19 protein-coding genes and 1 pseudogene are annotated in these 21,023 nt (G+C 39.9%); 13 read left to right on the top strand and 7 right to left on the bottom strand.

All coding sequences use genetic code 11. The features are described from left to right. Positions 1 to 28 precede the first annotated feature (28 nt). The 5 genes from rnk to ahpF all read left to right on the top strand — a co-directional run bounded on the left by rnk (position 29) and on the right by ahpF (position 5,214). Positions 29 to 433: a nucleoside diphosphate kinase regulator gene (gene rnk, locus F944_RS09470; RefSeq protein ID WP_004989803.1), complete on the top strand. Its 405-nt coding sequence runs from the start codon at positions 29 to 31 to the stop codon at positions 431 to 433. Positions 434 to 645: 212 nt separating this feature from the next. Continuing rightward, a complete protein-coding gene (locus tag F944_RS09465; protein ID WP_004989800.1) occupies positions 646 to 1,437 on the top strand; it encodes a hypothetical protein in 792 nt (263 codons plus the stop codon). After that, positions 1,437 to 2,582, top strand: coding sequence for a toxic anion resistance protein (locus F944_RS09460; RefSeq protein ID WP_004989797.1), 1,146 nt, complete (start codon positions 1,437 to 1,439; stop codon positions 2,580 to 2,582). Before F944_RS09465 ends, F944_RS09460 begins: the two co-directional genes overlap by 1 nt. Positions 2,583 to 2,624: 42 nt before the next feature. Further along, positions 2,625 to 3,539, top strand: coding sequence for a hypothetical protein (locus F944_RS09455; protein WP_004989793.1), 915 nt, complete (start codon positions 2,625 to 2,627; stop codon positions 3,537 to 3,539). A 115-nt stretch (positions 3,540 to 3,654) separates the two neighbouring features. After that, the gene (gene ahpF / locus F944_RS09450) at positions 3,655 to 5,214 is read left to right on the top strand and encodes an alkyl hydroperoxide reductase subunit F (protein ID WP_004989791.1); all 1,560 of its coding nucleotides are present in this window, start codon (positions 3,655 to 3,657) and stop codon (positions 5,212 to 5,214) included. A gap of 178 nt (positions 5,215 to 5,392) precedes the next feature. Here the strand turns inward: ahpF and F944_RS09445 are convergent, their stop codons facing one another. Together F944_RS09445 and trhP are read right to left on the bottom strand one after the other, a co-directional pair. Further along, a complete protein-coding gene (locus F944_RS09445) occupies positions 5,393 to 5,647 on the bottom strand; it encodes a YfhL family 4Fe-4S dicluster ferredoxin (RefSeq protein WP_004989788.1) in 255 nt (84 codons plus the stop codon). 2 nt (positions 5,648 to 5,649) lie between these two features. Beyond that, positions 5,650 to 7,017, bottom strand: a pseudogene (gene trhP, locus F944_RS09440) (prephenate-dependent tRNA uridine(34) hydroxylase TrhP). A 190-nt stretch (positions 7,018 to 7,207) separates the two neighbouring features. On the opposite strand from trhP, the gene F944_RS09435 reads away from it, so the two are divergent. Together F944_RS09435 and F944_RS09430 are read left to right on the top strand one after the other, a co-directional pair. After that, positions 7,208 to 8,032 carry a DODA-type extradiol aromatic ring-opening family dioxygenase gene (locus F944_RS09435; protein ID WP_004989780.1) on the top strand — a complete coding sequence of 275 codons (825 nt, stop codon included), beginning with the start codon at positions 7,208 to 7,210 and terminating at the stop codon, positions 8,030 to 8,032. 305 nt (positions 8,033 to 8,337) lie between these two features. Then, a complete protein-coding gene (locus F944_RS09430; protein ID WP_004989775.1) occupies positions 8,338 to 9,006 on the top strand; it encodes an isochorismatase family protein in 669 nt (222 codons plus the stop codon). A gap of 292 nt (positions 9,007 to 9,298) precedes the next feature. Here the strand turns inward: F944_RS09430 and F944_RS09425 are convergent, their stop codons facing one another. Then, the gene (locus F944_RS09425; RefSeq protein WP_004989772.1) at positions 9,299 to 10,078 is read right to left on the bottom strand and encodes a ferredoxin--NADP reductase; all 780 of its coding nucleotides are present in this window, start codon (positions 10,076 to 10,078) and stop codon (positions 9,299 to 9,301) included. Positions 10,079 to 10,182: 104 nt separating this feature from the next. On the opposite strand from F944_RS09425, the gene tsaA reads away from it, so the two are divergent. Beyond that, on the top strand, positions 10,183 to 10,896 hold the full coding sequence (gene tsaA, locus F944_RS09420) for a tRNA (N6-threonylcarbamoyladenosine(37)-N6)-methyltransferase TrmO (protein WP_004989771.1): 714 nt from the start codon (positions 10,183 to 10,185) through the stop codon (positions 10,894 to 10,896). Positions 10,897 to 10,907: 11 nt separating this feature from the next. Here tsaA and F944_RS09415 read toward each other — a convergent pair whose 3' ends face one another. Next, positions 10,908 to 11,846, bottom strand: coding sequence for a sensor domain-containing diguanylate cyclase (locus F944_RS09415; RefSeq protein WP_004989769.1), 939 nt, complete (start codon positions 11,844 to 11,846; stop codon positions 10,908 to 10,910). A gap of 147 nt (positions 11,847 to 11,993) precedes the next feature. Between F944_RS09415 and F944_RS09410 the strand changes: the two genes are divergently transcribed. From F944_RS09410 to F944_RS09395, 4 genes are all read left to right on the top strand, one after another. Further along, positions 11,994 to 13,751, top strand: a complete 1,758-nt coding sequence (locus F944_RS09410) for a type IV pilus assembly ATPase TfpB (protein ID WP_004989767.1) — start codon at positions 11,994 to 11,996, stop codon at positions 13,749 to 13,751. 105 nt (positions 13,752 to 13,856) lie between these two features. Further along, positions 13,857 to 14,216 (top strand): NirD/YgiW/YdeI family stress tolerance protein, encoded by a 360-nt coding sequence (locus tag F944_RS09405; protein WP_004989766.1) that lies wholly within the window; start codon positions 13,857 to 13,859, stop codon positions 14,214 to 14,216. Positions 14,217 to 14,332: 116 nt separating this feature from the next. Beyond that, positions 14,333 to 14,989, top strand: coding sequence for a response regulator transcription factor (locus tag F944_RS09400; protein ID WP_004989765.1), 657 nt, complete (start codon positions 14,333 to 14,335; stop codon positions 14,987 to 14,989). Between the two features lie 3 nt (positions 14,990 to 14,992). After that, positions 14,993 to 16,351 carry an ATP-binding protein gene (locus tag F944_RS09395; RefSeq protein WP_004989763.1) on the top strand — a complete coding sequence of 453 codons (1,359 nt, stop codon included), beginning with the start codon at positions 14,993 to 14,995 and terminating at the stop codon, positions 16,349 to 16,351. A 137-nt stretch (positions 16,352 to 16,488) separates the two neighbouring features. On the opposite strand, the gene hemP is transcribed toward F944_RS09395, so the two are convergent. Beyond that, entirely contained in the window at positions 16,489 to 16,659 is a 171-nt protein-coding gene (hemP, locus tag F944_RS09390; RefSeq protein ID WP_004989761.1) for a hemin uptake protein HemP, read from the bottom strand. Between the two features lie 138 nt (positions 16,660 to 16,797). On the opposite strand from hemP, the gene F944_RS09385 reads away from it, so the two are divergent. Then, entirely contained in the window at positions 16,798 to 17,694 is an 897-nt protein-coding gene (locus F944_RS09385) for an NUDIX domain-containing protein (RefSeq protein WP_004989760.1), read from the top strand. 43 nt (positions 17,695 to 17,737) lie between these two features. Here F944_RS09385 and F944_RS09380 read toward each other — a convergent pair whose 3' ends face one another. Beyond that, positions 17,738 to 18,292 carry a hypothetical protein gene (locus tag F944_RS09380; RefSeq protein ID WP_026039936.1) on the bottom strand — a complete coding sequence of 185 codons (555 nt, stop codon included), beginning with the start codon at positions 18,290 to 18,292 and terminating at the stop codon, positions 17,738 to 17,740. A 32-nt stretch (positions 18,293 to 18,324) separates the two neighbouring features. Continuing rightward, positions 18,325 to 20,721: a penicillin-binding protein 1B gene (gene mrcB / locus F944_RS09375; RefSeq protein WP_004989756.1), complete on the bottom strand. Its 2,397-nt coding sequence runs from the start codon at positions 20,719 to 20,721 to the stop codon at positions 18,325 to 18,327. Positions 20,722 to 21,023 lie beyond the last annotated feature (302 nt).

Genomic DNA, 21,023 nt, shown 5'->3' with positions numbered 1-21,023 from the left:
AAATTGATAGATTTAAGGAGTTTATAACATGTCTCAGCCTAATATTATTATTTCCTCGCAAGATCTACATCGTTTAGAAACGATGCTTGAACATCAAACGACTCAAAGCTCGACCATGCAGCATTTAGAAAATGAACTGGCGCGAGCAGAAGTGGTTGATCCTGAAAATATTCCAAAAAATGTGGTCACCATGAACTCCCGAGTGAGTATCACCATTGCACCTTCAACAGATTCTGTTGAGATTGTTTTAGTCTATCCACATGATTTTACAGGCGATAAAAGTCAGGTTAATATTTTGGCACCTGTCGGTGCGGCGATCTTGGGACTGACAGAAGGGCAAAGTATTGAATGGCCACAGCCTGATGGTCAATTGATGAAAATTAAAATTGAAAAAGTCATTTATCAGCCTGAACGAGAAGGAAAATATCTGTAATAGACTGCTTTCTCATGGTTTAAACTCTTTTTATTTTTCTCTCAATAGGGAGAAATAAAAAGGATTGATGAATGACGTCTAATGTCTATTTGCAAAATGGTGAGATGAAAAATTTAAGATTTAACATAAAATCATCATGTTGATATAAAAAATAGACTTTGCACTATATCGATTTGTGCCTATGATGAATTGACAAAATATATTGGTTGATTATGACTCAATTTAATTCATTGATTCCGCTAGATCAGATTGAAGTTGATCCAAAAGCAATATTGGCGATCAAACGCAATGATCTGGTGCCTTTACTGGATAATCAATATCAGCTCAATCACTATGCCGATCAACTGATTCAATCGCAGTCGGTATTGCTCAATGGTGTTGATCCCAAGCTCAATCAAGAATTGAGCAAGGTCATTTCTCAATTGATTGAAAAGTTGGCGAAATCTAACAAAGTGCTCAAGAAACGTAAATTTAATGCATTACAAAAATGGTTAGGCATTGATATCGAATATGATCATGGGCAGTTGAATTACTTAAATGAATTGGAACGTCTGATTGACCAAGCCAGTTTTTTAATTCAACGCTTGCAGATTGAAATTCAAAAATCACAGGCGCGTGTCCAACAGGTACTGGGTTTACGTGAACAGATGGCGAGATATATCGTTGCGGCTCAAGAATTTTTGCAGGAATATCCTGCTTTTATTCAGCAGCGACATCCACTGGATAATTTTGCAGAACGACTATCTAAAAAAATAAACACATTACAAACTTTGCAAGCGAGTAATGATATCGCTATTACACAGATGCAATTGGCCGAGCAACTTTCCTTTACCTTATTGGATCGTTTTAAGGAAGCGCAACAAGTCTTGATTCCTGCTTGGCAATATCACCTCAAACAGAGCATGCAAGGCAATTCAGTTGCAGAATTGCAAAAGCTGGATCATAGTCGTGAAATATTGATGAATACTTTAAAAAAATCATTAGATAAAAATAGGGTGGAATAATGTCACAATCCGAATCTAACCATAAAAATGTATTGGTTGAACAATCTACAGAGCTTCAGCAGCAAGAGTTTGAGCGTTTAAACTTAAAAGAGCTAGGTTTACGGCCTGAAGATTTTGCTCAGGTGATGGATGCACATCAGACATTGACTGATATGACGCACAGTAGTGTTTCTGAATATGGTAAGGATATTGCGACCAAAACTTCAACCTACACCGATGAACTCCTGAATCTGGTTCAAAATAAAGATTTGGATACGACAGGTCAAAAGTTAAATGAAGTGGTTCAAGTTGCCCAGCAACTCAATACATCGAGCATCTTGAATAAACCGAAAGGCTCATCGATTCCGATTTTAGGCGGTTTGTTGAATAAAATTAAAGGTGCCAAACAAAGCTTTGATCAACATTTTAATACCACGAAAGAACAAATCGATGCTTTGGTCAAAGAAATTGAACAATCACAAAACGGACTAAAATCCCGTGTGAATACTTTAGATAAAATGTTTGATGCGGTGCAAGACGAATATAAACAGCTTGGTGTTCATGTTGCTGCGGGTAAGATCAAACAGCAGGAAATTCAGCAACAGATTGCTCAATTAAATCAGCAAGAACAGAATCAACAAATGACTCAGCAGATCTATGATCTGAACCACCTTGCGAATAATTTAGAAAAACGGGTCAGTGATTTACAAGTTCTACAGCAGTCTGCCATGCAAACTTTGCCAATGATTCGTATTATTCAGTCCAATAATTTAATGTTGGTGGATAAATTTTATGCGATTAAAAATATCACTTTACCTGCATGGAAAAATCAAATCAGTCTGGCGATTTCTTTACAGGAACAAAAAAACAGCGTGCAATTGGCAAAAAGTATTGATGACGCAACCAATGATTTATTACGTCGAAATGCTGATTTATTACATCAAAATTCAGTTGATACAGCTAAAGCCAATCAACGTTCGGTGATTGATATTGAAACCCTTGAACATGTGCAAAATACCCTCATTAAAACGGTTAACGATGTGATTCAAATTCAAAAAGAAGGTATGCAAAAGCGCGATGAAGCGGCAACGAGATTACGTACACTTCAGCAAAATTTAAATCAACTGGTCATTGAGTCGAGTCATGATACTGCTTTAAAGCAGTAAATAAATTGGTACTCTTAGGTCAAACAGTATGAGGAGAGTAGGTTGCCACCCATCGAAAATGCTCCGATGAATATTCAGTCGATACAGTCTCGATTGACCCAACTCAAAAAGCGTCAACATCGTGTGATGCTGTTGAGTCTAACGGTAACAGGGATTTTTATCATTGCGTTGGTTGCATCATTTACTCAACAGGCGTTGGTCTATAGTTTTTTTGATTTAAGCCAACAAGTCGAGCAATTGCATATTCCTGTGGCGATGGCTGATCAGTTACTGCTGGATCAACAGTCTGATTATTTTAGCAATCTATTGTCATGGTTCGGTTGGCTGTTTTTAAAAATTTTCACTGCATTTTTTGGTGCTTTTATTTTTGTCCGAATTTTAAAAAAATTTAAATTTTTTCAGTTACGTTTTCGTTCACTAATTTTACGCTTTGTGGCGTGGTTAATTGGATTTATTCTTATCTGGTCAGGTTTGACTTACTTGCAATATGACCGTACTAGTGACCAAGCCAAAGCGTATGCTGAATTGGTGGCTTATGATCAAAGTATTCAGCAAAGCCAAATCGCGCATGAGTTGAAAAATGTGGATACACCTGATGCAGTGAAAGATTATCTTTTAGCGCAAACCGCTTTATTACACCGACCAGTGGATAAAGAGACAGCATTACCTTATGTTTCACATTTGATCCGTGAAGAACGTCAGGATCCGCATTTTATGGAATATAGCTTTAAACCTGAACAGCTTTGGATCATGCAGCAGCAACTTTATGGGAAAGCGGTCACGCCATTGTCACAAAGTGTTCAAAAACAAGCGGATCAAGCACAACAACTTTCTGAAATGGTGAAATTCTTATGTTGGGGAATCAGTTTATTGGCTGCATTTATTGCAATGATGACCTATGCTATAGCCTTAAATCTTAAAAATAGAACAGATCGGATTGAGCAAAAAAGTGAATAATGATTTTATGTTCGGCTAAACCGATTAAAATTATAAAAACATACTGTTTCACCTATTTAAAGTTTTATCGTAATATTCCCAACAAGTTAAAAATTTTCTCCTTTGGAGCTTGATTATGTTAGATCAAAATATCAAAACTCAGTTAAAAGCCTATTTAGAACGTTTAGAAAGTCCTATCGAATTGGTCGCTGCTCTGGATGATTCAGACAAAGCTGCCAAAATCAAAGAATTGGTCACTGAAATTGCGGAACTCTCTGATCAAGTCACGGCCCGTTTTGATGGTCAAAATACACGCCGTCCAAGTTTTGGTATTGCTAAAGTCGGTGAGCAACCACGTGTGTTCTTTGCTGGCTTACCGATGGGTCATGAGTTTACTTCATTGATCTTGGCCTTGTTACAAACTTCAGGTTATGCACCGAAAGTCTCTGATGGGGTGCTCAACCAGATTAAAGGTTTGAATCTTAAAGCAGACTTTGATGTATTTGTGTCTTTGAGCTGTCATAACTGTCCGGATGTGGTTCAGGCACTGAATCTAATTGCGATTTATAACCCCAATACCACTGCGACCATGATTGATGGTGCCTTCTTCCAGGATGAAGTGGAACAACGCAAAATCATGGCAGTTCCGATGGTATTCCAAGATGGCAATCATATCGGTCAAGGTCGTATGACCTTAGAAGAAATTGTGGCAAAACTGGACAGTGGAGCTGCTGAAAAAGATGCGGCGGCAATTAATGCCAAACAGGCTTTTGATGTATTAGTGGTCGGTGCGGGTCCTGCGGGCGGTACTGCGGCGATTTATGCAGCACGTAAAGGCATTCGTACAGGCATGATCGCAGAGCGTTTTGGTGGTCAGGTCATGGACACCATGGACATTGAAAACTTTACTTCTGTACAAAAAACTGTAGGTCCACAGTTTGCTGCGGATATGGAAAAACATGTACGTGAGTACGATGTGGACATTATGAATCTGCAACGTGTCAGTAAAATTGTCGGTGCCGATCAAACTGCTTCAGGTCTGGTGGAAGTTGAACTGGAAAATGGTGCCAAAGTTGAATCGAAAACCGTGATTTTATCGACAGGTGCGCGCTGGAGAAAGATGGGCGTTTCGGGTGAACAGGAATATGCGACTCGTGGTGTAGCGTATTGTCCACACTGTGATGGCCCATTATTCAAAGGCAAAAAAATTGCGGTAATTGGTGGTGGTAACTCGGGTGTTGAAGCGGCAATTGATCTGGCAGGTATTGTGGAGCAGGTGACTTTGGTTGAGTTTGATACCAAACTTCGTGCAGACCAAGTGTTACAGGACAAATTAAATAGCTTGCGGAATGCGACTGTAATCACCCATGCACTTTCAACTGAAGTCGTCGGTGATGGTGCTCAGGTGACCGCTTTGAAATATAAAGACCGTGCCACAGATACAGAACACAGTATTGAACTGTCAGGAATTTTTGTACAGATTGGTTTATTGCCAAATACAGATTTCTTGAAAGGTTCAGTCGAGTTAAGTCCACGTGGTGAAATTATTATCAACGAGCGTAACGAAACCAATGTAGCAGGTGTATTTGCTGCGGGTGACTGTACCACTGTGCCATATAAGCAGATCATTATTGCCACGGGTGAAGGGGCGAAAGCATCTCTGTCAGCGTTTGATTATATTATTCGGAATAGTTAAACGCACCTTTTAAAATCATGGAAAGCAAAGCAGTTTTGATTGTTTTGCTTTCTCATTTAACGGCTTGTCAATTTAAAGGCATTCATATTTAAGAGCTTTCAGATTTAGATTTATTCTAAAATTCATTTTATAGGAACTTGATCCTCTAACAGTCAAGTTCCTTTTTTTTATTTTTCAATTAATGCGAAATTATATTGAGTTGTTTAAACTTATCCATGAGCTGTGTTTGATCTTCAATATGTGCAGGATCCACTATGATGCAGTTGATCGGACAAACTGCAATACAAGTGGGTTCAGGGTAAAACCCGACACATTCTGTACAGCGATTTGCATCAATTTCATAGACCTTTTTTCCTTCAAAAATTGCAGTGTTTGGACATTCTGGCAAACACATATCGCAATTAATACATTCAGATGTGATCAATAAAGCCATTATTACTCCGCAGCATATGCCAAAGCAGAAGATGAAATCTGTTCTGTGGCATGTGGTAGGTTTCGAATCAGGAGTGCATATTTGATATCAATACTCGGATCTAATGGAATTTCAACCACATGTCCCGAGCCTTTGGCACTCTCGATTTGCTGACCTTTATTGTCCAAAATTTCACTTAGGACAAAACTTATGTTTCCTTGTGGGGTCATGAGCTCTAATGCATCACCGACATCAAAACGGTTTTTGACATCGATCTTGATATAATTGCCATTACGTTCCAGAACTTCACCACAAAATTGCTGATAATCAAAATGTGAAGAACCATCAGCATAATTTTGATAATCGCTATGCACATGACGACGCAAGAAACCTTCGGTGTAGCCGCGATTTGCTAAACCTTCGAGCAGTTTCATCAAACTTGGATCAAAAGGTTTGCCCGCCAATGCGTCATCAATGGCTTTACGATAAATCTGTGCTGTACGCGCACAATAAAAATAAGATTTGGTACGACCTTCAATTTTTAAGGAGTGAATACCCATCTGACTTAAACGCTCTACATGCTGTACCGCACGTAGATCTTTAGAGTTCATAAAATAAGTGCCGTGTTCATCTTCCTCAGCAGCAAACATTTCCTCATCATTGCGTTGTACCAAAACGGGTTGCGTTAACGGAGCTTGATGATCTTGTGGACGACAGCAACTGTGTGTGGAGGCGAGTTGCTGGGTAGGAATCACATCTCCAGTTTCATTTTCCATGGCATTATGAATTTTTTATTCCCAACGACAGGCATTGGTACACGCGCCCTGATTGGCATCACGTTTATTCATATAACCCGAAAGCAAACAACGGCCCGAATAAGCCATGCATAATGCGCCATGTACAAACACTTCAAGTTCAATATCTGGAACATGCTTTTGTATTTCCGCAATTTCCTCAATGGAAAGTTCGCGTGACAGAATGACACGAGTAAGACCGTAATCTTTCCAGAATTTTACCGTTGCCCAATTGATGGCATTGGCTTGTACCGATAAATGAATAGGTATCTGTGGAAAATGCTCACGAACCAACATGATTAAACCTGCATCAGACATAATCAGTGCGTCTGGTTGCATTTTGATAATAGGCTCTAAATCGGCGATAAAATTTTTGAGTTTACTATTGTGTGGCTGAATATTGACCACCACATAAAACTTTTTGCCTAAAGCATGTGCTTCATGAATTCCAATGGCCAAGTTGTCATGATCAAATTCATTATTACGAACACGTAAACTATAGCGCGGTTGACCTGCGTAAACTGCATCGGCCCCATAGGCAAAAGCATAACGCATATTTTTTAATGATCCAGCAGGAGAGAGCAACTCAGTTTTCATGGCAATTGAAAAGGCATAGTAAATATAAGTGATTATTTTAAAATTACTCAGTGTTTTGCTCAACCTAGCAAATTAGTCAGGATTAATCGTTCTAAAAATGCATCTGATTGTTCTGTTTTTATTATTGTTGTTGCATTGGTAAGCTTATTAAATATTAGACAATGATTGAATAAAACCTGAGGGAATATCCATGAAAATTGCAAATCATCGACAGCCTGTATTTTTTATCTCGCACGGTGGTGGACCATGGCCGTGGATGCCTGAGTATCTAAATACAGTTTATGCCAATCTGGCCCAATCACTGGGTGATTTGTTAGATTCTGTGGTAGTACGACCTAAAGCCATTTTGATGATTTCTGCGCATTGGGAGGCGGCAGAATTTACGGTTCAGACGGCATCGCAACCCGATATGATTTATGATTATGGTGGTTTTCCTGCACATACCTATCAGGTACGTTATGAATCATCTGGATCACCAGAACTGGCTGAACGTGTTGTGGAATTGCTAGAACAAGCGAATATTTCAGTGGCGACCGATGCACAACGTGGCTACGATCACGGCATGTTTTCGCCAATGCAGATCATCAACCCTGCGGCGGATATTCCAGTGGTACAGTTGTCTTTGAAAAAAGGGCTAAATCCGCAACAACATATCGAGATGGGACGTGCTTTAGCGCAGTTACGTGATGAAAATGTGTTGATTGTGGCGAGTGGACTCAGCTATCACAACTTGCGTATGTTTAATGCTCATGCGGCAGAGCCTTCACGTGCCTTTGATCAGTGGTTGTTTGAAACAGTGGTTGAGCATCAGGGCAATGCACGTAATGCATTATTAAACGATTGGGAACATGCTCCTGCGGCGCGCGTTGCGCATCCTCGTGAGGAGCATTTATTGCCATTGATGGTGGCTGTAGGTGCCGCAGAGCAGGAATCAGCTACACGTAATTATCATGAAGAGCAATTTATGGGCGGTTTGTCGGTTTCTAATTTTGCTTTTGGTGAGCTTAAATCATAGACTCAATGTATTGATCTACTCTTGAATCTTATAAGCGTAGTCAAATCAATTAGAAGCGATCTGGAGAATTCAACAGATCGCTTTTTTTCATCTTATCAGTATTTTATTTTTTGGTTGATGATTCATGTAACAACTAAAATAAATTGATATTTCTTTACAAAATTAAGCTTTTATCATTCTTTTTTGACATTACCATCAGTTGATAGCCACACTAATTCTAGACTGTTGGCTGTGTCATCAAATGAAAAATTATTAATCTAAATAATGGTTTTCATTTTTAATTTCGTAAGAATAAGGAGTGATCTATGGCTGCTACAAATGGAATGTTAGATCCAGACGATTCAGTTATTTTACTGATCGATCATCAAAGCGGTTTATTCAATACAGTAAGAGATGTTCCGGTCCCAGACTTACGCAATTACGTCATTGCCATTGCAAAGGCTGCATCATTATTAAATATCCCCGTTATTACAACGGCGTCTGTACCTGATGGACCAAATGGGCCATTAATTCCAGAAATACATCATTATGCTCCTCATGCAGTCTATGTTCCACGTACAGGGCAAATTAATACATGGGATAATCCATTATTTGTAGATGAAGTTAAAAAGACTGGTAGAAAAACACTGATTATTGCAGGTACGCTTACCAGCGTATGTTTGGCTTTTCCGGCAGTGAGCGCCCGTCAGGAAGGATACAATGTTTATTGTGTGATTGATGCTTCAGGTAACTGGAGTAAATTAGCAACTGACACAACAATTGCACGTGTGACTCAAGCTGGTGCAATTCCAACAGATACCTTTGCGATTGTGGCCGAGTTAATGCGTACTTGGAATCGACCTGAAGGCTCTCGTTTTGCTGGAATTCTTGCTGATCATGTATGTCCAGAATACAAGTGCTTAATGGAGAGCTTCGATAAAGCACAAGCGGTTGTTCGCGATGGTCCAGAAACCAACTTGGATAAATATCAATAAGATATATTAATTTTATTTGATTATAAATATAGAATCATGAGCCCAAATTCTTGCTAAGAATTTGGGTTTTTTATTTAATATTGAATAGTTTTGATAGCACCTTACAGAAAAAATTGTTTTGATCTGGAAAAACAGCAATAATTTCGGTGGTGGATGCAGCAACTTTTTAGATAAACAGACAGATACCAAGTCGCCAAATCTAGTGGATATCTTTCAAAATAAAAAGCTTCAAAAATAATGAATATAAAAAAACCGAGAAATTTTTCTCGGTTTTTTGGGTCATGAAGGCAGATTATTTTTCAACGAATGCACGTTCAATTACGTAATCGCCTAAAACGCCCATACGCGGAGATTCTTTAAGACCCGCTTTGTCTAAAAGTGCAGCTACATCAGTTAAGAAATGTGGGCTACCACAAAGCATCGCACGGTCAGTTTCTGGGTTAAATGGTGGTAAACCAATTTTTTCAAATAATGCGCCCGTTTCAATGGCAGTGGTGACACGACCTTCATTTTCAAATGGTTCACGTGTCACAGTTGGGTAGTAGATCAATTTGTTTTTGATGTCTAATTCTTCAAACCATTCATTATTTGGCAATTCATTCAAAATTAGATCTTGGTAAGCCAATTCACTAATCCAGCGTGTACCATGAACCAAAATCACTTTTTCAAATTTTTCATAAGTTTCAGGATCACGAATTAACGATAAGAATGGTGCAAGACCTGTACCTGAAGAAAGGAAATACAGGTTTTTACCTGGATTAATATCATCATGTACCAAAGTACCTGTCGGCTTTTTAGAAATCAAAATTTCATCGCCCACTTGTACTTTTTGTAAAATCGAAGTGAGTGGACCGTCTTGAACCTTAATTGAGAAAAACTCAAGTTCTTCTTCATAATTAGCACTGGCAATTGAGTAGGCACGCATTAATGGTTTGCCATTGACCTCAAGCCCGATCATGACGAACTGACCATTTTTAAAACGCAGTGCGGTGTCGCGTGTGGTTTTAAAACTAAAAAGAGTGTCATTCCAGTGGTGAACATGGGTGATGCGTTCAACGTTAAAAGCAGCCATTAAAGGTCTCAATCACGATCAAAAGAAAACAGGTTGCTATTCTAATCTAAAATCATTCTCGATAAACTGAATATATTTAATTGTGTTTATAAGAAAAAGTGATGATGAATTCTGTAAATTTGCCAATCATTGGCAGCATGCATTCGCCTTACCGTGAAAAGTTTGGTATTCCGCGCCAGCCTAATCTGGTGCAGGTCGAATCGTATATTGAAATGTATGAACCCTATAATGATCCATTGGCATTTGAAGGTATCGAGGAATTTAGTCATTTGTGGCTGATTTGGCAGTTTCATGACAATAAACATCAGCAGGAGCTTGAAAAATTTCGTCCGCAAGTGCGCCCACCGCGTTTGGGTGGTAATAAAAAAATCGGTGTATTTGCGACCCGTAGTATGTATCGACCTGCGCCGATTGGGTTATCTGTGGTGCAATTTAAATCAATTGAAAAAATAGACAAAACACTTCGTATTTATGTGACAGGCAGTGATTTACTGAATGGAACGCCTATTTTAGATATTAAACCTTATATTCATTATTCAGATGCCATCGAAAATGCGCAAAGTGGCTATGCACAGCATGAACCCGCGAGAAAAAAAGTCATGTGGACAACGGATGCTGATGCGCTACGACAAAAATATTTAGATGAGAAAAAACTGACGGTTCAGATTGTGGATGAGCTTGAACAAGTATTGTCTCTTGACCCACGACCTGCGTATCAGGACGATCCTGAGCGGATTTATAAAATGAAATTTGCTCAGTTTGATGTCAGTTTCAGTGTGAATGAACAATACATTGAGATTGTTCATTTTACTGAATGAGCAGCATTATTTTAGTCTGCTTTACACTGTTGCTTATGGATATACATTTGCTGATCAGCGTATTTACATGCGTCTTCCAGCCCCTGACTTGGATGGCGCATTGCATAACCAATCGCAGCACTGATTTTAGCATCTGCCAAATGTTCCAGTAAGCGTTGTTTTAATTGTTCCAGATGATCATGGTCATGACCCAGTATCAGGATTCCAAATTCATCGCCACCTAAACGTGCCAGTAAATCTTCCTGACGTAGTGAATTTCTTAAAATAAAAGCAGCTTGTTCAATAAAACGATCACCCTCGGCATGGCCTTGTTGGTCATTGATTGCTTTTAAGCCATTCAAATCAATCATGAAAACAGCAGCAGGATGTCCATAGGTTTTACAACGTTCTTCTTCTGTACAAATGAATTGATTCCAGCCGCGGCGGTTATAGACACCCGTCATGGCATCAATGACAGCTTCGTTTTGTAGGCGTTCATGTAAACGAATTTGTTCATTTTCGCGGATTTCACGCTGTAAAATATGGCTGAGTAAATTACCAAATAATTCAACCAAACCACCATCTTCAATAATTTTTTCAGACTTGGGCTCTGGATCAATCGCACATAAGGTACCAAATAGACTGCCATCTTCTTTAACCAGAGGTTGTCCGATATAGGCTTTAATATTGACTTGTTGGGCAATGGGTGCAGAAGCGTAAAGTGGAACATCTTCAGAACGTGGCGCAATTCGTGGTGCGTGTCCTTGTACCATATGTGAGCAAAACGAATCTGCCCAGTTAAAAACGCGGCCAGGTTTGACATCATAACCATGATCTTCGGCCTGTAATACGATCCAGTCATTGCCCTCTACACGCGTGATCATCCATAAATCAAATCCAAATTTTTGACGTAAAAAATGCAGTACTGCTTGTCCTGCGTCATGAAAGTTTTTAAATGCAATTGAACTCATTTAGCCGCCTATGATCTGGATATTTTATTGGTGCTTTTTATGGCACTTTAAAACAATTTTGGGCGGCTGCATATCCCTAATTTAAAGACTAAAAAATACATTGCAAATGAACTCTGCTATATTGTGTAGAGTGTTCGGGGTATAACAATGAAGTTTAATTTTGAAATAGATACGGTTTGGTGTTTAGAACAACTATTAAAAGATGGGCGCATCACTGAGCGTGATAAATTATTGATTCAAACCACACATCGTCAGAAAGATCAGTTGAAATGGCACCCGATTCAATGGATTGCCCAATTCAATCTTAAAGACCAACAATCACCAGATAAAGTATTAAACAGCACGCGTTTAAGTCAATGGCTCGCGGAAAAATCAGGGCTGGCATTTTATGTGATTGATCCACTAAAAGCTGATGTTGGTAAATTAACCTCGGTGATGTCACAAGAGTTTGCTTTACGCAATAAAATTTTGGCCGTAGGCATTACAGCAGATTCAGTTTTAATTGGGACAGACCAACCATTTATGACTGACTGGTTGGTCAATCTTGAGCGTAGCTTGAGTCCGAAAAAAATTGAACGGGTGATTTTGAATCCTGAACAGTTACATCGTTATCTGGTTGAATATTATCAGGTCAGTCGCGCGGTCAATTCATCGCAAAATTCGGGTAGTTATGATCGGGAAAATAAAGGCGTCGAAGCACTTTTACAATTAGGCGATACGCAAACCCCTGATGCTAATGATCAGCACATCGTCAAGCTAGTCGATTGGGTGTTGCAATTTGCTTTTGAACAGGGTGCCAGTGATATCCACCTTGAACCCCGTAAAGATACAGGTAAGGTTCGTTTCCGTATTGATGGTGTTTTGCACACCATTTATAACATGCCTGCAAATACTCTAACTGCGGTGATTGCGCGGATTAAAATTTTAGGACGACTCAATGTTGCAGAAAAGCGTAAACCACAGGATGGACGATTAAAAACCCGAACACCTAAAGGACAAGAAACAGAGCTACGTCTTTCGACTTTGCCGACTGCGTTTGGTGAAAAAATGGTGATGCGTATTTTTGATCCAGAAGTTCTGGTACGCAGTTTTCAGCAATTGGGCTTTGAAGGACGTTTACTCAATGACTGGAATACACTCACTCAGCACAGTCACGGCATTATTTTGGTTACGGGGCCGACAGGTTCAGGTAAAACCACGACACTTTATTCATCATTAAAACAATTGGCAACTGAACAGGTTAATGTCTGTACCATTGAAGACCCCATTGAAATGTTGGAACCCAGTTTTAATCAGATGCAGGTCAACCCTGCCATCGAACTTGGTTTTGCCGATGGTGTTCGAGCTTTAATGCGTCAGGACCCCGATATCATCATGGTGGGTGAGGTGCGTGATCAGGATACCGCCAATATGGCAATACAAGCAGCATTAACAGGTCATTTGGTACTTTCCACCTTACATACCAATGATGCACCCTCCAGTTTAACTCGATTGCATGATCTTGGTGTCCAGCCATTTCTGACTGCCGCAACTATTTTGGGTGTATTGGCACAACGTCTGGTCAGAAAGTTATGCCCGCATTGCAAAGTGCAAACCGAGATTAATGAACAGGATTGGGAACACCTGACTTTTGATTACATTATGGATATGCCTGAAACTGTCTATTGTGCAGTGGGCTGTGAAGCATGTCGTAACACGGGTTACAAAGGACGTGTTGGTATTTATGAGTTTATGCCTGTGAGTACTGAAGTTAAACATTTAATTAGTGCCCATGCGACCTTAAATGAATTACGTGCCCAAACTAAAAAAGAAGGTGTAGAACCATTACGCATTGCAGGTGCGCGTAAAGTGATTGAAGGCGTTACCACGCTAGAAGAGGTTTTGCGTGTTGTTCCACTCAGCTAAATAGCCTAAGCGCAAATTTTCCTAAGATTCACCTCATGTTGTTTGTTTAATTTATGCGTATTGAATGAATCAACTCGATACACCGACACCAATGAGGTCATTAAAATGAATATGATGCGTAATATCTTATTAGCTGCAACTTTAGCAACCACGGGTTATGTATCTGCACAGACACCTGTTAATCAGTCTGCTTTAGCGCCAACAAAAATGACAAGTGTGAAGCAAGCTTTGACCATGAAAGATGATGCGCCTGTAATGCTTAAAGGGCAGGTGGTTAAATCTTTGGGAGATGAAAAATATCAATTCCGAGATGCTACAGGCACGATTACAGTCGATATTGATGATGAATTATGGCAAGGTCGTGCAATTTCACCCACTACGACCGTCACTTTGATTGGTGAAGTTGATATTGACCGTATCCCGACAAAACGTGTTGAAATTGATGTGGATAGCGTTCAATTTTAACACTAGACCCTAAATGTTCTCCTCCAGAGAAACCGCATGTCTGATTTTGGATTTGCGGTTTTTTTACTTTATAGTGAAAACAGATCTATTTAATGATAAAGCACTTGAGATCGCACATGCGCATATTAATAGCTGAAGACGATTGTTCCCAAGCCGAAAGTATCAAATCATGGCTCGAAATGGATGGCTATCGTGTGGATTGGGTTGAACGTGGCGATTATGCGATTGCTGCCATTGAACAACACCAGTATGACTGTATTTTGCTAGATCGAGGTTTACCTAAAGCGACAGGGGATGATGTATTACTCGCCTTACGCAAGCATCAGCCGATCACGCCCGTTATTTTTATCACTGCCAAAGATACGATTGAAGATCGAGTGACAGGGTTGGATTTGGGGGCAAATGACTATCTGGTTAAGCCTTTTAGTCTGGATGAACTTTCTGCTCGCGTACGCGCTCAGTTACGTTCCCAACAACGTGCAAATAGCCATATTTTAGAATGGAAACAACTCAAACTGGATACCCATGCTAAAACGGTATTGCTAGATCAGCACATTGTGGATTTAACCGCTAAAGAATTTCAGATTTTATATAAATTAATGCAATACCCTGAACGGATTGTAAGGCGTGAACAACTTGAAGAATCGCTTTATGCATGGGGTGAGGAAATCGAAAGTAACGCGATTGAAGTTTATATTTATCAGTTGCGTAAAAAAATCGGTGCAACTTTGATTAAAACCATTCGTGGTTTGGGCTATCGAATGGGTGAGTAAATAATGAATCGTCCCGTCTCTTTGTCATTACAGTCCAAACTAATCAGAACAACGCTATGGAGTGGCGTGATTGCAGGCGTAATTGCTTTTATGTTGCTGGTGTTTTTGACCTGTTATCACACCATGAAAGTACAAGATGAAATCATGGACGAAGTTTCAGATATGTTGCTGCTTTCTGATGTGCATTTACCTTCAGGTCAGCAATTGGATGAATTAAGTGATGAGTTCGATCTGCAATATGTCTTGTATTGGAATCATCAACTGCTCAGCCAATCCGCAGATCATGATGCTTTAGCTCTAAATTTAGACGCCGAAACAGATTTTTCCTTGCGATGGAAAGATGGACAGCTTTGGCGTATTTATCGGCAGGATAAAGCTGAAACAGGACTCATATCTATTGTGATTCAGCCTTTATCTGCGCGCTTTGATGAGCTATGGCAAAGCCTGATCTGGTACTTGGTGGTTCTGATCATTTTATGGTTATTACAATGGGGATTGATGCGGTGGGGGATTCGCCGTGATCTGGCGAGTTTACGTAATTTATCTCAATCTATAGAACACAAATCGGCGCAGGCTTTACAACCCATTGTCACGCCACACATGCCTACAGAAATTCAACCTGTAATCAACTCTTTAAATCAACTCCTGCATCGATTGGATCGGGCATTATTGGCAGAGCAGGCATTTACTGCGGATGCTTCACATGAATTACGTTCTCCTTTATCTGCCATACAAATGCGCCTGCAATTGATTCAGCGAAAATATCATGATATTCCTCAACTTAAACAGGATTTAAGCCAAATTCAAAATGATGTCGATCGCAGTACGCAGGTTTTGGAAAATTTACTGCTTTTAGCACGTTTAGATCCTGCCCATGAACAACAACTCGCAAAAACGCGGTTATCTCTAGATGAAATTATAATAGAAGTCATCACCGCATTGTCTTTGTTTGCAGAAAATCAAGGTATTGAAATTATTTCAGATTTTAACGTATCACAGATTCAGATTTATGCGAATCATGAGCTGGTTTTTACCTGTATCCGTAATCTGCTGGATAATGCCATTCGTTATTCACCTAGTGATTCTCAAGTCCATATTCAACTTGAAAATATACCACCACAGCGCATTCGTTTAAGCATTCACAATCATGGCGAGAAAATGGATCAGCAAATTTTTGAACGTTTAGGGCAACGTTTTTTTAGGGGTTTGGGAACAGGGCAGCGCGGTTCGGGATTAGGGCTTTCCATCACGCGAAAGATTGTGATGCTGCACCATGCACAATTGGATTTTCATATCGTTGAGCAGGGTGGTTTAACGGTAGAACTTGTGTTTACTTTAGCAGAAGATTTAGATCTTTCTTAAAGTGGGAGATGCTGTTTTAAAAAGTATTTAGTAGGTAATATTTAGACTATTCACAAAGAAAAACAGTATGGCTCAAGCCATACTGTTTATATATTTTATTTGCCCACGAGTGTTATTATTTTAGACGGTTTTTCTAATTATTTAGTTAGAATCAAACGGTTGTTACGAGTTAAGCGTAAGCGGTATTCTTCACCGGCATGCATAATGCGAATTTCACGACCTAGGGCAAATAGATTGTTAGAATGCAACATTGGCAAAGATTGAGCTGTTTCGTTGCTACGAGTAAATAGGTTAAAAGGTGCGTTCATTTGTTGTGCTCCGTGGTGTTTTAGCTAACGATTCAAATGATAATCATTATCGAATAGGCCTGTCAATCAAAAAATGAATATTTTATAAAAAATAAAATTTGCTTACACTTGGGTAAAATTGAGGAAGATCTAAACGCTATGTCAAAACCTGTGATCGATATTGCTATTGGGCTGTTATTACATCGCGGAAAAGTATTGGTAGGCTGGCGCCAAGCAAAGCAACATCAAGGCAATAAATATGAATTTCCAGGTGGCAAGGTTGAATCAGGAGAAAGTCCTGAAGAGGCGTGTCGCCGTGAGATTTATGAGGAAGTAGGTATTGGGTTATCGCAGTGGTATGCGTTTGATCGTATTCAGCATGAATATGACGATATTGTGGTTAATCTTCATCTGTTTTATGCCTATGTCCCTGACGACTTAATGCAGCTGATTCAGCAACCGTGGACGTGGTATGCACGTGAACAATTAACGAAGCTCAATTTCCCCAAAGCCAATGATTCGATTATTCAGCGTTTAGTTTGGCCGCATTACATCAAAATTAGTCATCAATTATCCGACTTTCGACCAGAGGCAAAGTCACTTTTTTACTGGAGGGTAGAACCAGATCAGTTTTTAGCTGAAGATTTGCATCGATACTCATCAGAAAATTTACAAAAACTGATAATCAATATTGAGCATTTTCAAAAAATGCCCAGCGATTTAACACCCTCGATAAAGACTTTGCATCTTAAGCAACATCAATTGATGCAACTGCGAAAAGGGGATTTGCAACAAAGTAAGCGTTATATCGCTGCCTGTCATGATCTGGTTGCGTTGCAACATGCCGAGCAAATTGGCTGCGATGCGGTGTTGATCAGTCCAATCCAGACCACACAAACCCATCCAGAGCGCAAAGCTTTAGGATGGGAAACTTTGGCGCAATGGACGAAACACACTCATATTTTAGTTTTTGCACTGGGCGGGTTACATCCTGATGATCTTGTCAAAGTACAGCAGGATGGCGCTTACGGAATTGCAGGTATTCGTAATTTTTAAATTAATATAAAATTTCAGATGCTTGCAATATCTACAACAAGCCTTAAAGTGAATTTAAGGCCTGTTGAGCTTGCTGTACCGTTTGTACATGATTTTGCTTTTGCCCAGCGACTAAAATAGCTTGCCAAAGTTGTTTTTTCATTGGCGCAGATTGAGCATAACTTAAACCGCGTCGTGCCAGTGATTCTGCCGAACTGTATTGTCCTTTTTGATTGGCGACTAAAGCCAGATACATAAAGGTTTCTGCCGCTTGTGGCGCTAAACGCTGAGCCTGTAAAGCAAACCGTTCAGCATCGTCCCATTTTTGCTGACGATATGCCGTCTGAGTCTGTTGTATCAGATTTTTAAAAGCAGGAAGAGATCGTCCATCATTAAATTGCTGTTTTGCCTTTTGTTCAGGAACGACAACACGTAGTGGTTTACGTTTGATTTCTTCCTGTTCATAGGGTGTGATTTTAACCCCATCAGGTGTTTCTACCGTTTTCTTGGCAGGTTCAGCAGGCTTTTGTGGTGCTTTTTTCTGTTCTTCATGTAAAGGGAATGTCGAACATCCCACAAAAGCAGCCATTATTAATACTAAAAAACCTTGCTTCCACATACGTTTTAAATCTCTTTTACCAACCGTGATCATTAGTTTGAATAACTACCACTAGAAATGACGCGATTATTGGACAGATCATTTTGCATTTGATCTTCACTGTCACGAATATAGTTGTCCATGCTATCGTTCGCAGGGGCACTTGTATCACCGTTTTCCGTATCAGAATTGTAAGTTGGCTCAACCTGATAATGTGGTAAGCCACACACAGTTGCCTGACGCGGGACATTGTTACGCATGAGTGGGATGTACATCGCACCTTCGCAACCCTGAGCGGATAAATGACCTGTAGCAGAGTCAATCCATTGCCATTGCACATCATCTGTTTGACGTAAGTTAACGGGCTGTTGACGCAATTGTTTCATGACATTGGTCCAGACAGGTAATGCACCTGATGAACCTGTTAAACCCGTGATTTTATTGTCATCCAGACCCAGCCATACGACAGCCAGATAATTACCAGAATAACCTGCAAACCATGAATCACGTGTATCGTTGGTTGTTCCTGATTTCCCTGCAAGATTCAGATCAGGAGATAAAGTATTATAAGCGGCTTTACCTGTACCTGAACGCATGACTTGTTGCAGACCATAATTCAAAATGTAAGCAGCAGATGGATCAATGGTTTGTTGAACATTTAAGCCAAAACGTTCTAATACATGACCGTTGGCATCAACCACAGAACGAATTGCACGAGTCGGGTATTTAAAACCGCCTGTTGCGAAGTTTCCATAGATACTGAGCATTTCCATAGGCGACATATTTACCGCACCTAAAAATGCAGATGGATAGTTTGGAATATCTGAGGTGACGCCAAATTTTTTCAGGTTATTGCTAAAAGTGGATAAACCAAATTCCTGACCTAAACGCACAGCTGAAAGGTTATATGAGTGTGCCAATGCTTGTTGCAATGTAACAACACCATGCTCACCGCCACTATAGTTCTTAGGTGTCCAGCTTTTATCGCCGCCTACTGGGATATTGACCGCTGCATCTTGAATTTGACTCGCCCAGTTATAACGTCCAGACTCAATTGCACTTAAATAAATGACAGGTTTAAGCAATGAACCGACTTGACGTTTAGCATCTACTGTACGATTAAATCCTGTAAAGTCCTGAGTCGAACCAACAGCAGCAATTAACTCTCCATTTTCTGGATGTTGAACCAATACAGCGCCTTGTAAATCTTTAAGACGAGCTGGATTACGGTTTGCAATTTGTTCTACAGTCGATTTAAAGGCATTTTGAATACGAGTTTGAGCAATTGGATCAAGTGTTGTGAAAATACGTAATCCCTGATTGGTTAGGTCATTTTCCTGATATTCAGAACGGAGTTGGCGACGAACAATGTCCAGAAAATCTGGGAATTTCGCTGGCCCAAGACTTGGTTTAGCCACCACGCCTAAAGGACGTGCACTTTCTTTATCGTATTGATCCTGAGTTAAGTAACCCATCACCAACATATTATTTAGCACGATATTACGACGTTTAAGTGCTGCTTCAGGATTACGCCACGGATTATATAACGAAGGTCCTTGTACCAAACCCACCAGATAAGCTTGCTGCGCGATGTTTAATTCACGTAGGGGGAGGCCAAAATAAAACTGTGAAGCCAAGCCATAGCCATTAATAGAATAGCTGCCATTTTGCCCGAGATTCACTTCGTTTAAATAGGCTTCCAGAATTTCATCTTTACTATAATGTAGCTCTAGCAACATGGCCATAAACGCTTCATTGGCTTTACGTTTGAGTGTGCGTTCTGGACTCAAATAGAAGTTTTTGACTAATTGCTGTGTCAAGGTCGAACCACCCTGACGTCGACCACCTGTGACATTACTCACCAAGGCACGCGCAGTTCCACGTATAGAAATACCATGATGACTATAGAAGTTACGATCTTCTGTTGCGACCAGTGCTTCAATCAAGGTTTTTGGCACTTTGTCCAGTTTAATCAGGACACGGTCTTCATTGTGTTGCGGATAAATGCCGCCAATTAGGAGCGGTTCAAGTCTGGCAATGCCTGTTGATGATGGCTTGGTGGCGCGAATATCTGAAATTTGATCATTGGCAAAAGACACCTGCAAAACTTGTTCAGGTTCAGTGCTATCACCAAAGTCAAAACCACGTGTATGCACATACATGGTATTGCCCTGAACCACGTAACTCCCAGATTTAGTGTAATTCTGGGTGCTTTTATAGCCAAGCAATCCTAGCTCCTGACTAAAGTCAGTCTGAGTCACAGGTGCATTGGTATAAAGTTCCAGAGGTCGTGCAAAAACCTTTGCGGGGATGTCCCAGCGTTTACCTTCAAATTTCTCGCGAATAATATTATCCAGTCGAATTAAATAAATACTAAATGCAAGAAAACCGCCAATAATGATCACTGAAAAAATAAGCGCAAAAAAGCCGATGCCACGTTCAAACTTCATAAATCTGTCATAAAAGCCAACAAAGTGTGCTAATCATGCGATAGCTTTTATACATTTTGCAATGATAAATCTGTGAACAAGCTAAAAAACTCATTTTTTCTGCTAAAGCTTCAAATTCTTTAGATATTATTGATTGATAATCAACATTTTTATAGAGATAGATGGGGTAGATTGATTCGAGACGATTTTAGAATTACTGTGTTATATTAGTCGCACAAATCGCATATGATATGTTGATCTTAGGGTTCATCGTGATTTTGCGATGGATGAGCCTCATGTATATGATGCTTCACAGACCAACC

It is taken from the genome of Acinetobacter ursingii DSM 16037 = CIP 107286, assembly GCF_000368825.1.
Classification (GTDB): domain Bacteria; phylum Pseudomonadota; class Gammaproteobacteria; order Pseudomonadales; family Moraxellaceae; genus Acinetobacter; species Acinetobacter ursingii.
Note: the sequence above shows the minus strand (reverse complement) of the source record. Positions and strands in the feature narration are given on the sequence as shown.

Bases quoted from the DNA above. Each gene is read 5' to 3' on its own strand.
- rnk (WP_004989803.1), top strand. From the start codon at position 29: ATGTCTCAGCCTAATATTATTATTTCCTCGCAAGATCTACATCGTTTA.
- F944_RS09465 (WP_004989800.1), top strand. From the start codon at position 646: ATGACTCAATTTAATTCATTGATTCCGCTAGATCAGATTGAAGTTGAT.
- F944_RS09460 (WP_004989797.1), top strand. From the start codon at position 1,437: ATGTCACAATCCGAATCTAACCATAAAAATGTATTGGTTGAACAATCT.
- ahpF (WP_004989791.1), top strand. From the start codon at position 3,655: ATGTTAGATCAAAATATCAAAACTCAGTTAAAAGCCTATTTAGAACGT.
- F944_RS09445 (WP_004989788.1), bottom strand. From the start codon at position 5,647: ATGGCTTTATTGATCACATCTGAATGTATTAATTGCGATATGTGTTTG.
- F944_RS09435 (WP_004989780.1), top strand. From the start codon at position 7,208: ATGAAAATTGCAAATCATCGACAGCCTGTATTTTTTATCTCGCACGGT.
- F944_RS09430 (WP_004989775.1), top strand. From the start codon at position 8,338: ATGGCTGCTACAAATGGAATGTTAGATCCAGACGATTCAGTTATTTTA.
- F944_RS09425 (WP_004989772.1), bottom strand. From the start codon at position 10,078: ATGGCTGCTTTTAACGTTGAACGCATCACCCATGTTCACCACTGGAAT.
- tsaA (WP_004989771.1), top strand. From the start codon at position 10,183: ATGAATTCTGTAAATTTGCCAATCATTGGCAGCATGCATTCGCCTTAC.
- F944_RS09415 (WP_004989769.1), bottom strand. From the start codon at position 11,846: ATGAGTTCAATTGCATTTAAAAACTTTCATGACGCAGGACAAGCAGTA.
- F944_RS09410 (WP_004989767.1), top strand. From the start codon at position 11,994: ATGAAGTTTAATTTTGAAATAGATACGGTTTGGTGTTTAGAACAACTA.
- F944_RS09405 (WP_004989766.1), top strand. From the start codon at position 13,857: ATGAATATGATGCGTAATATCTTATTAGCTGCAACTTTAGCAACCACG.
- F944_RS09400 (WP_004989765.1), top strand. From the start codon at position 14,333: ATGCGCATATTAATAGCTGAAGACGATTGTTCCCAAGCCGAAAGTATC.
- F944_RS09395 (WP_004989763.1), top strand. From the start codon at position 14,993: ATGAATCGTCCCGTCTCTTTGTCATTACAGTCCAAACTAATCAGAACA.
- hemP (WP_004989761.1), bottom strand. From the start codon at position 16,659: ATGAACGCACCTTTTAACCTATTTACTCGTAGCAACGAAACAGCTCAA.
- F944_RS09385 (WP_004989760.1), top strand. From the start codon at position 16,798: ATGTCAAAACCTGTGATCGATATTGCTATTGGGCTGTTATTACATCGC.
- F944_RS09380 (WP_026039936.1), bottom strand. From the start codon at position 18,292: ATGTGGAAGCAAGGTTTTTTAGTATTAATAATGGCTGCTTTTGTGGGA.
- mrcB (WP_004989756.1), bottom strand. From the start codon at position 20,721: ATGAAGTTTGAACGTGGCATCGGCTTTTTTGCGCTTATTTTTTCAGTG.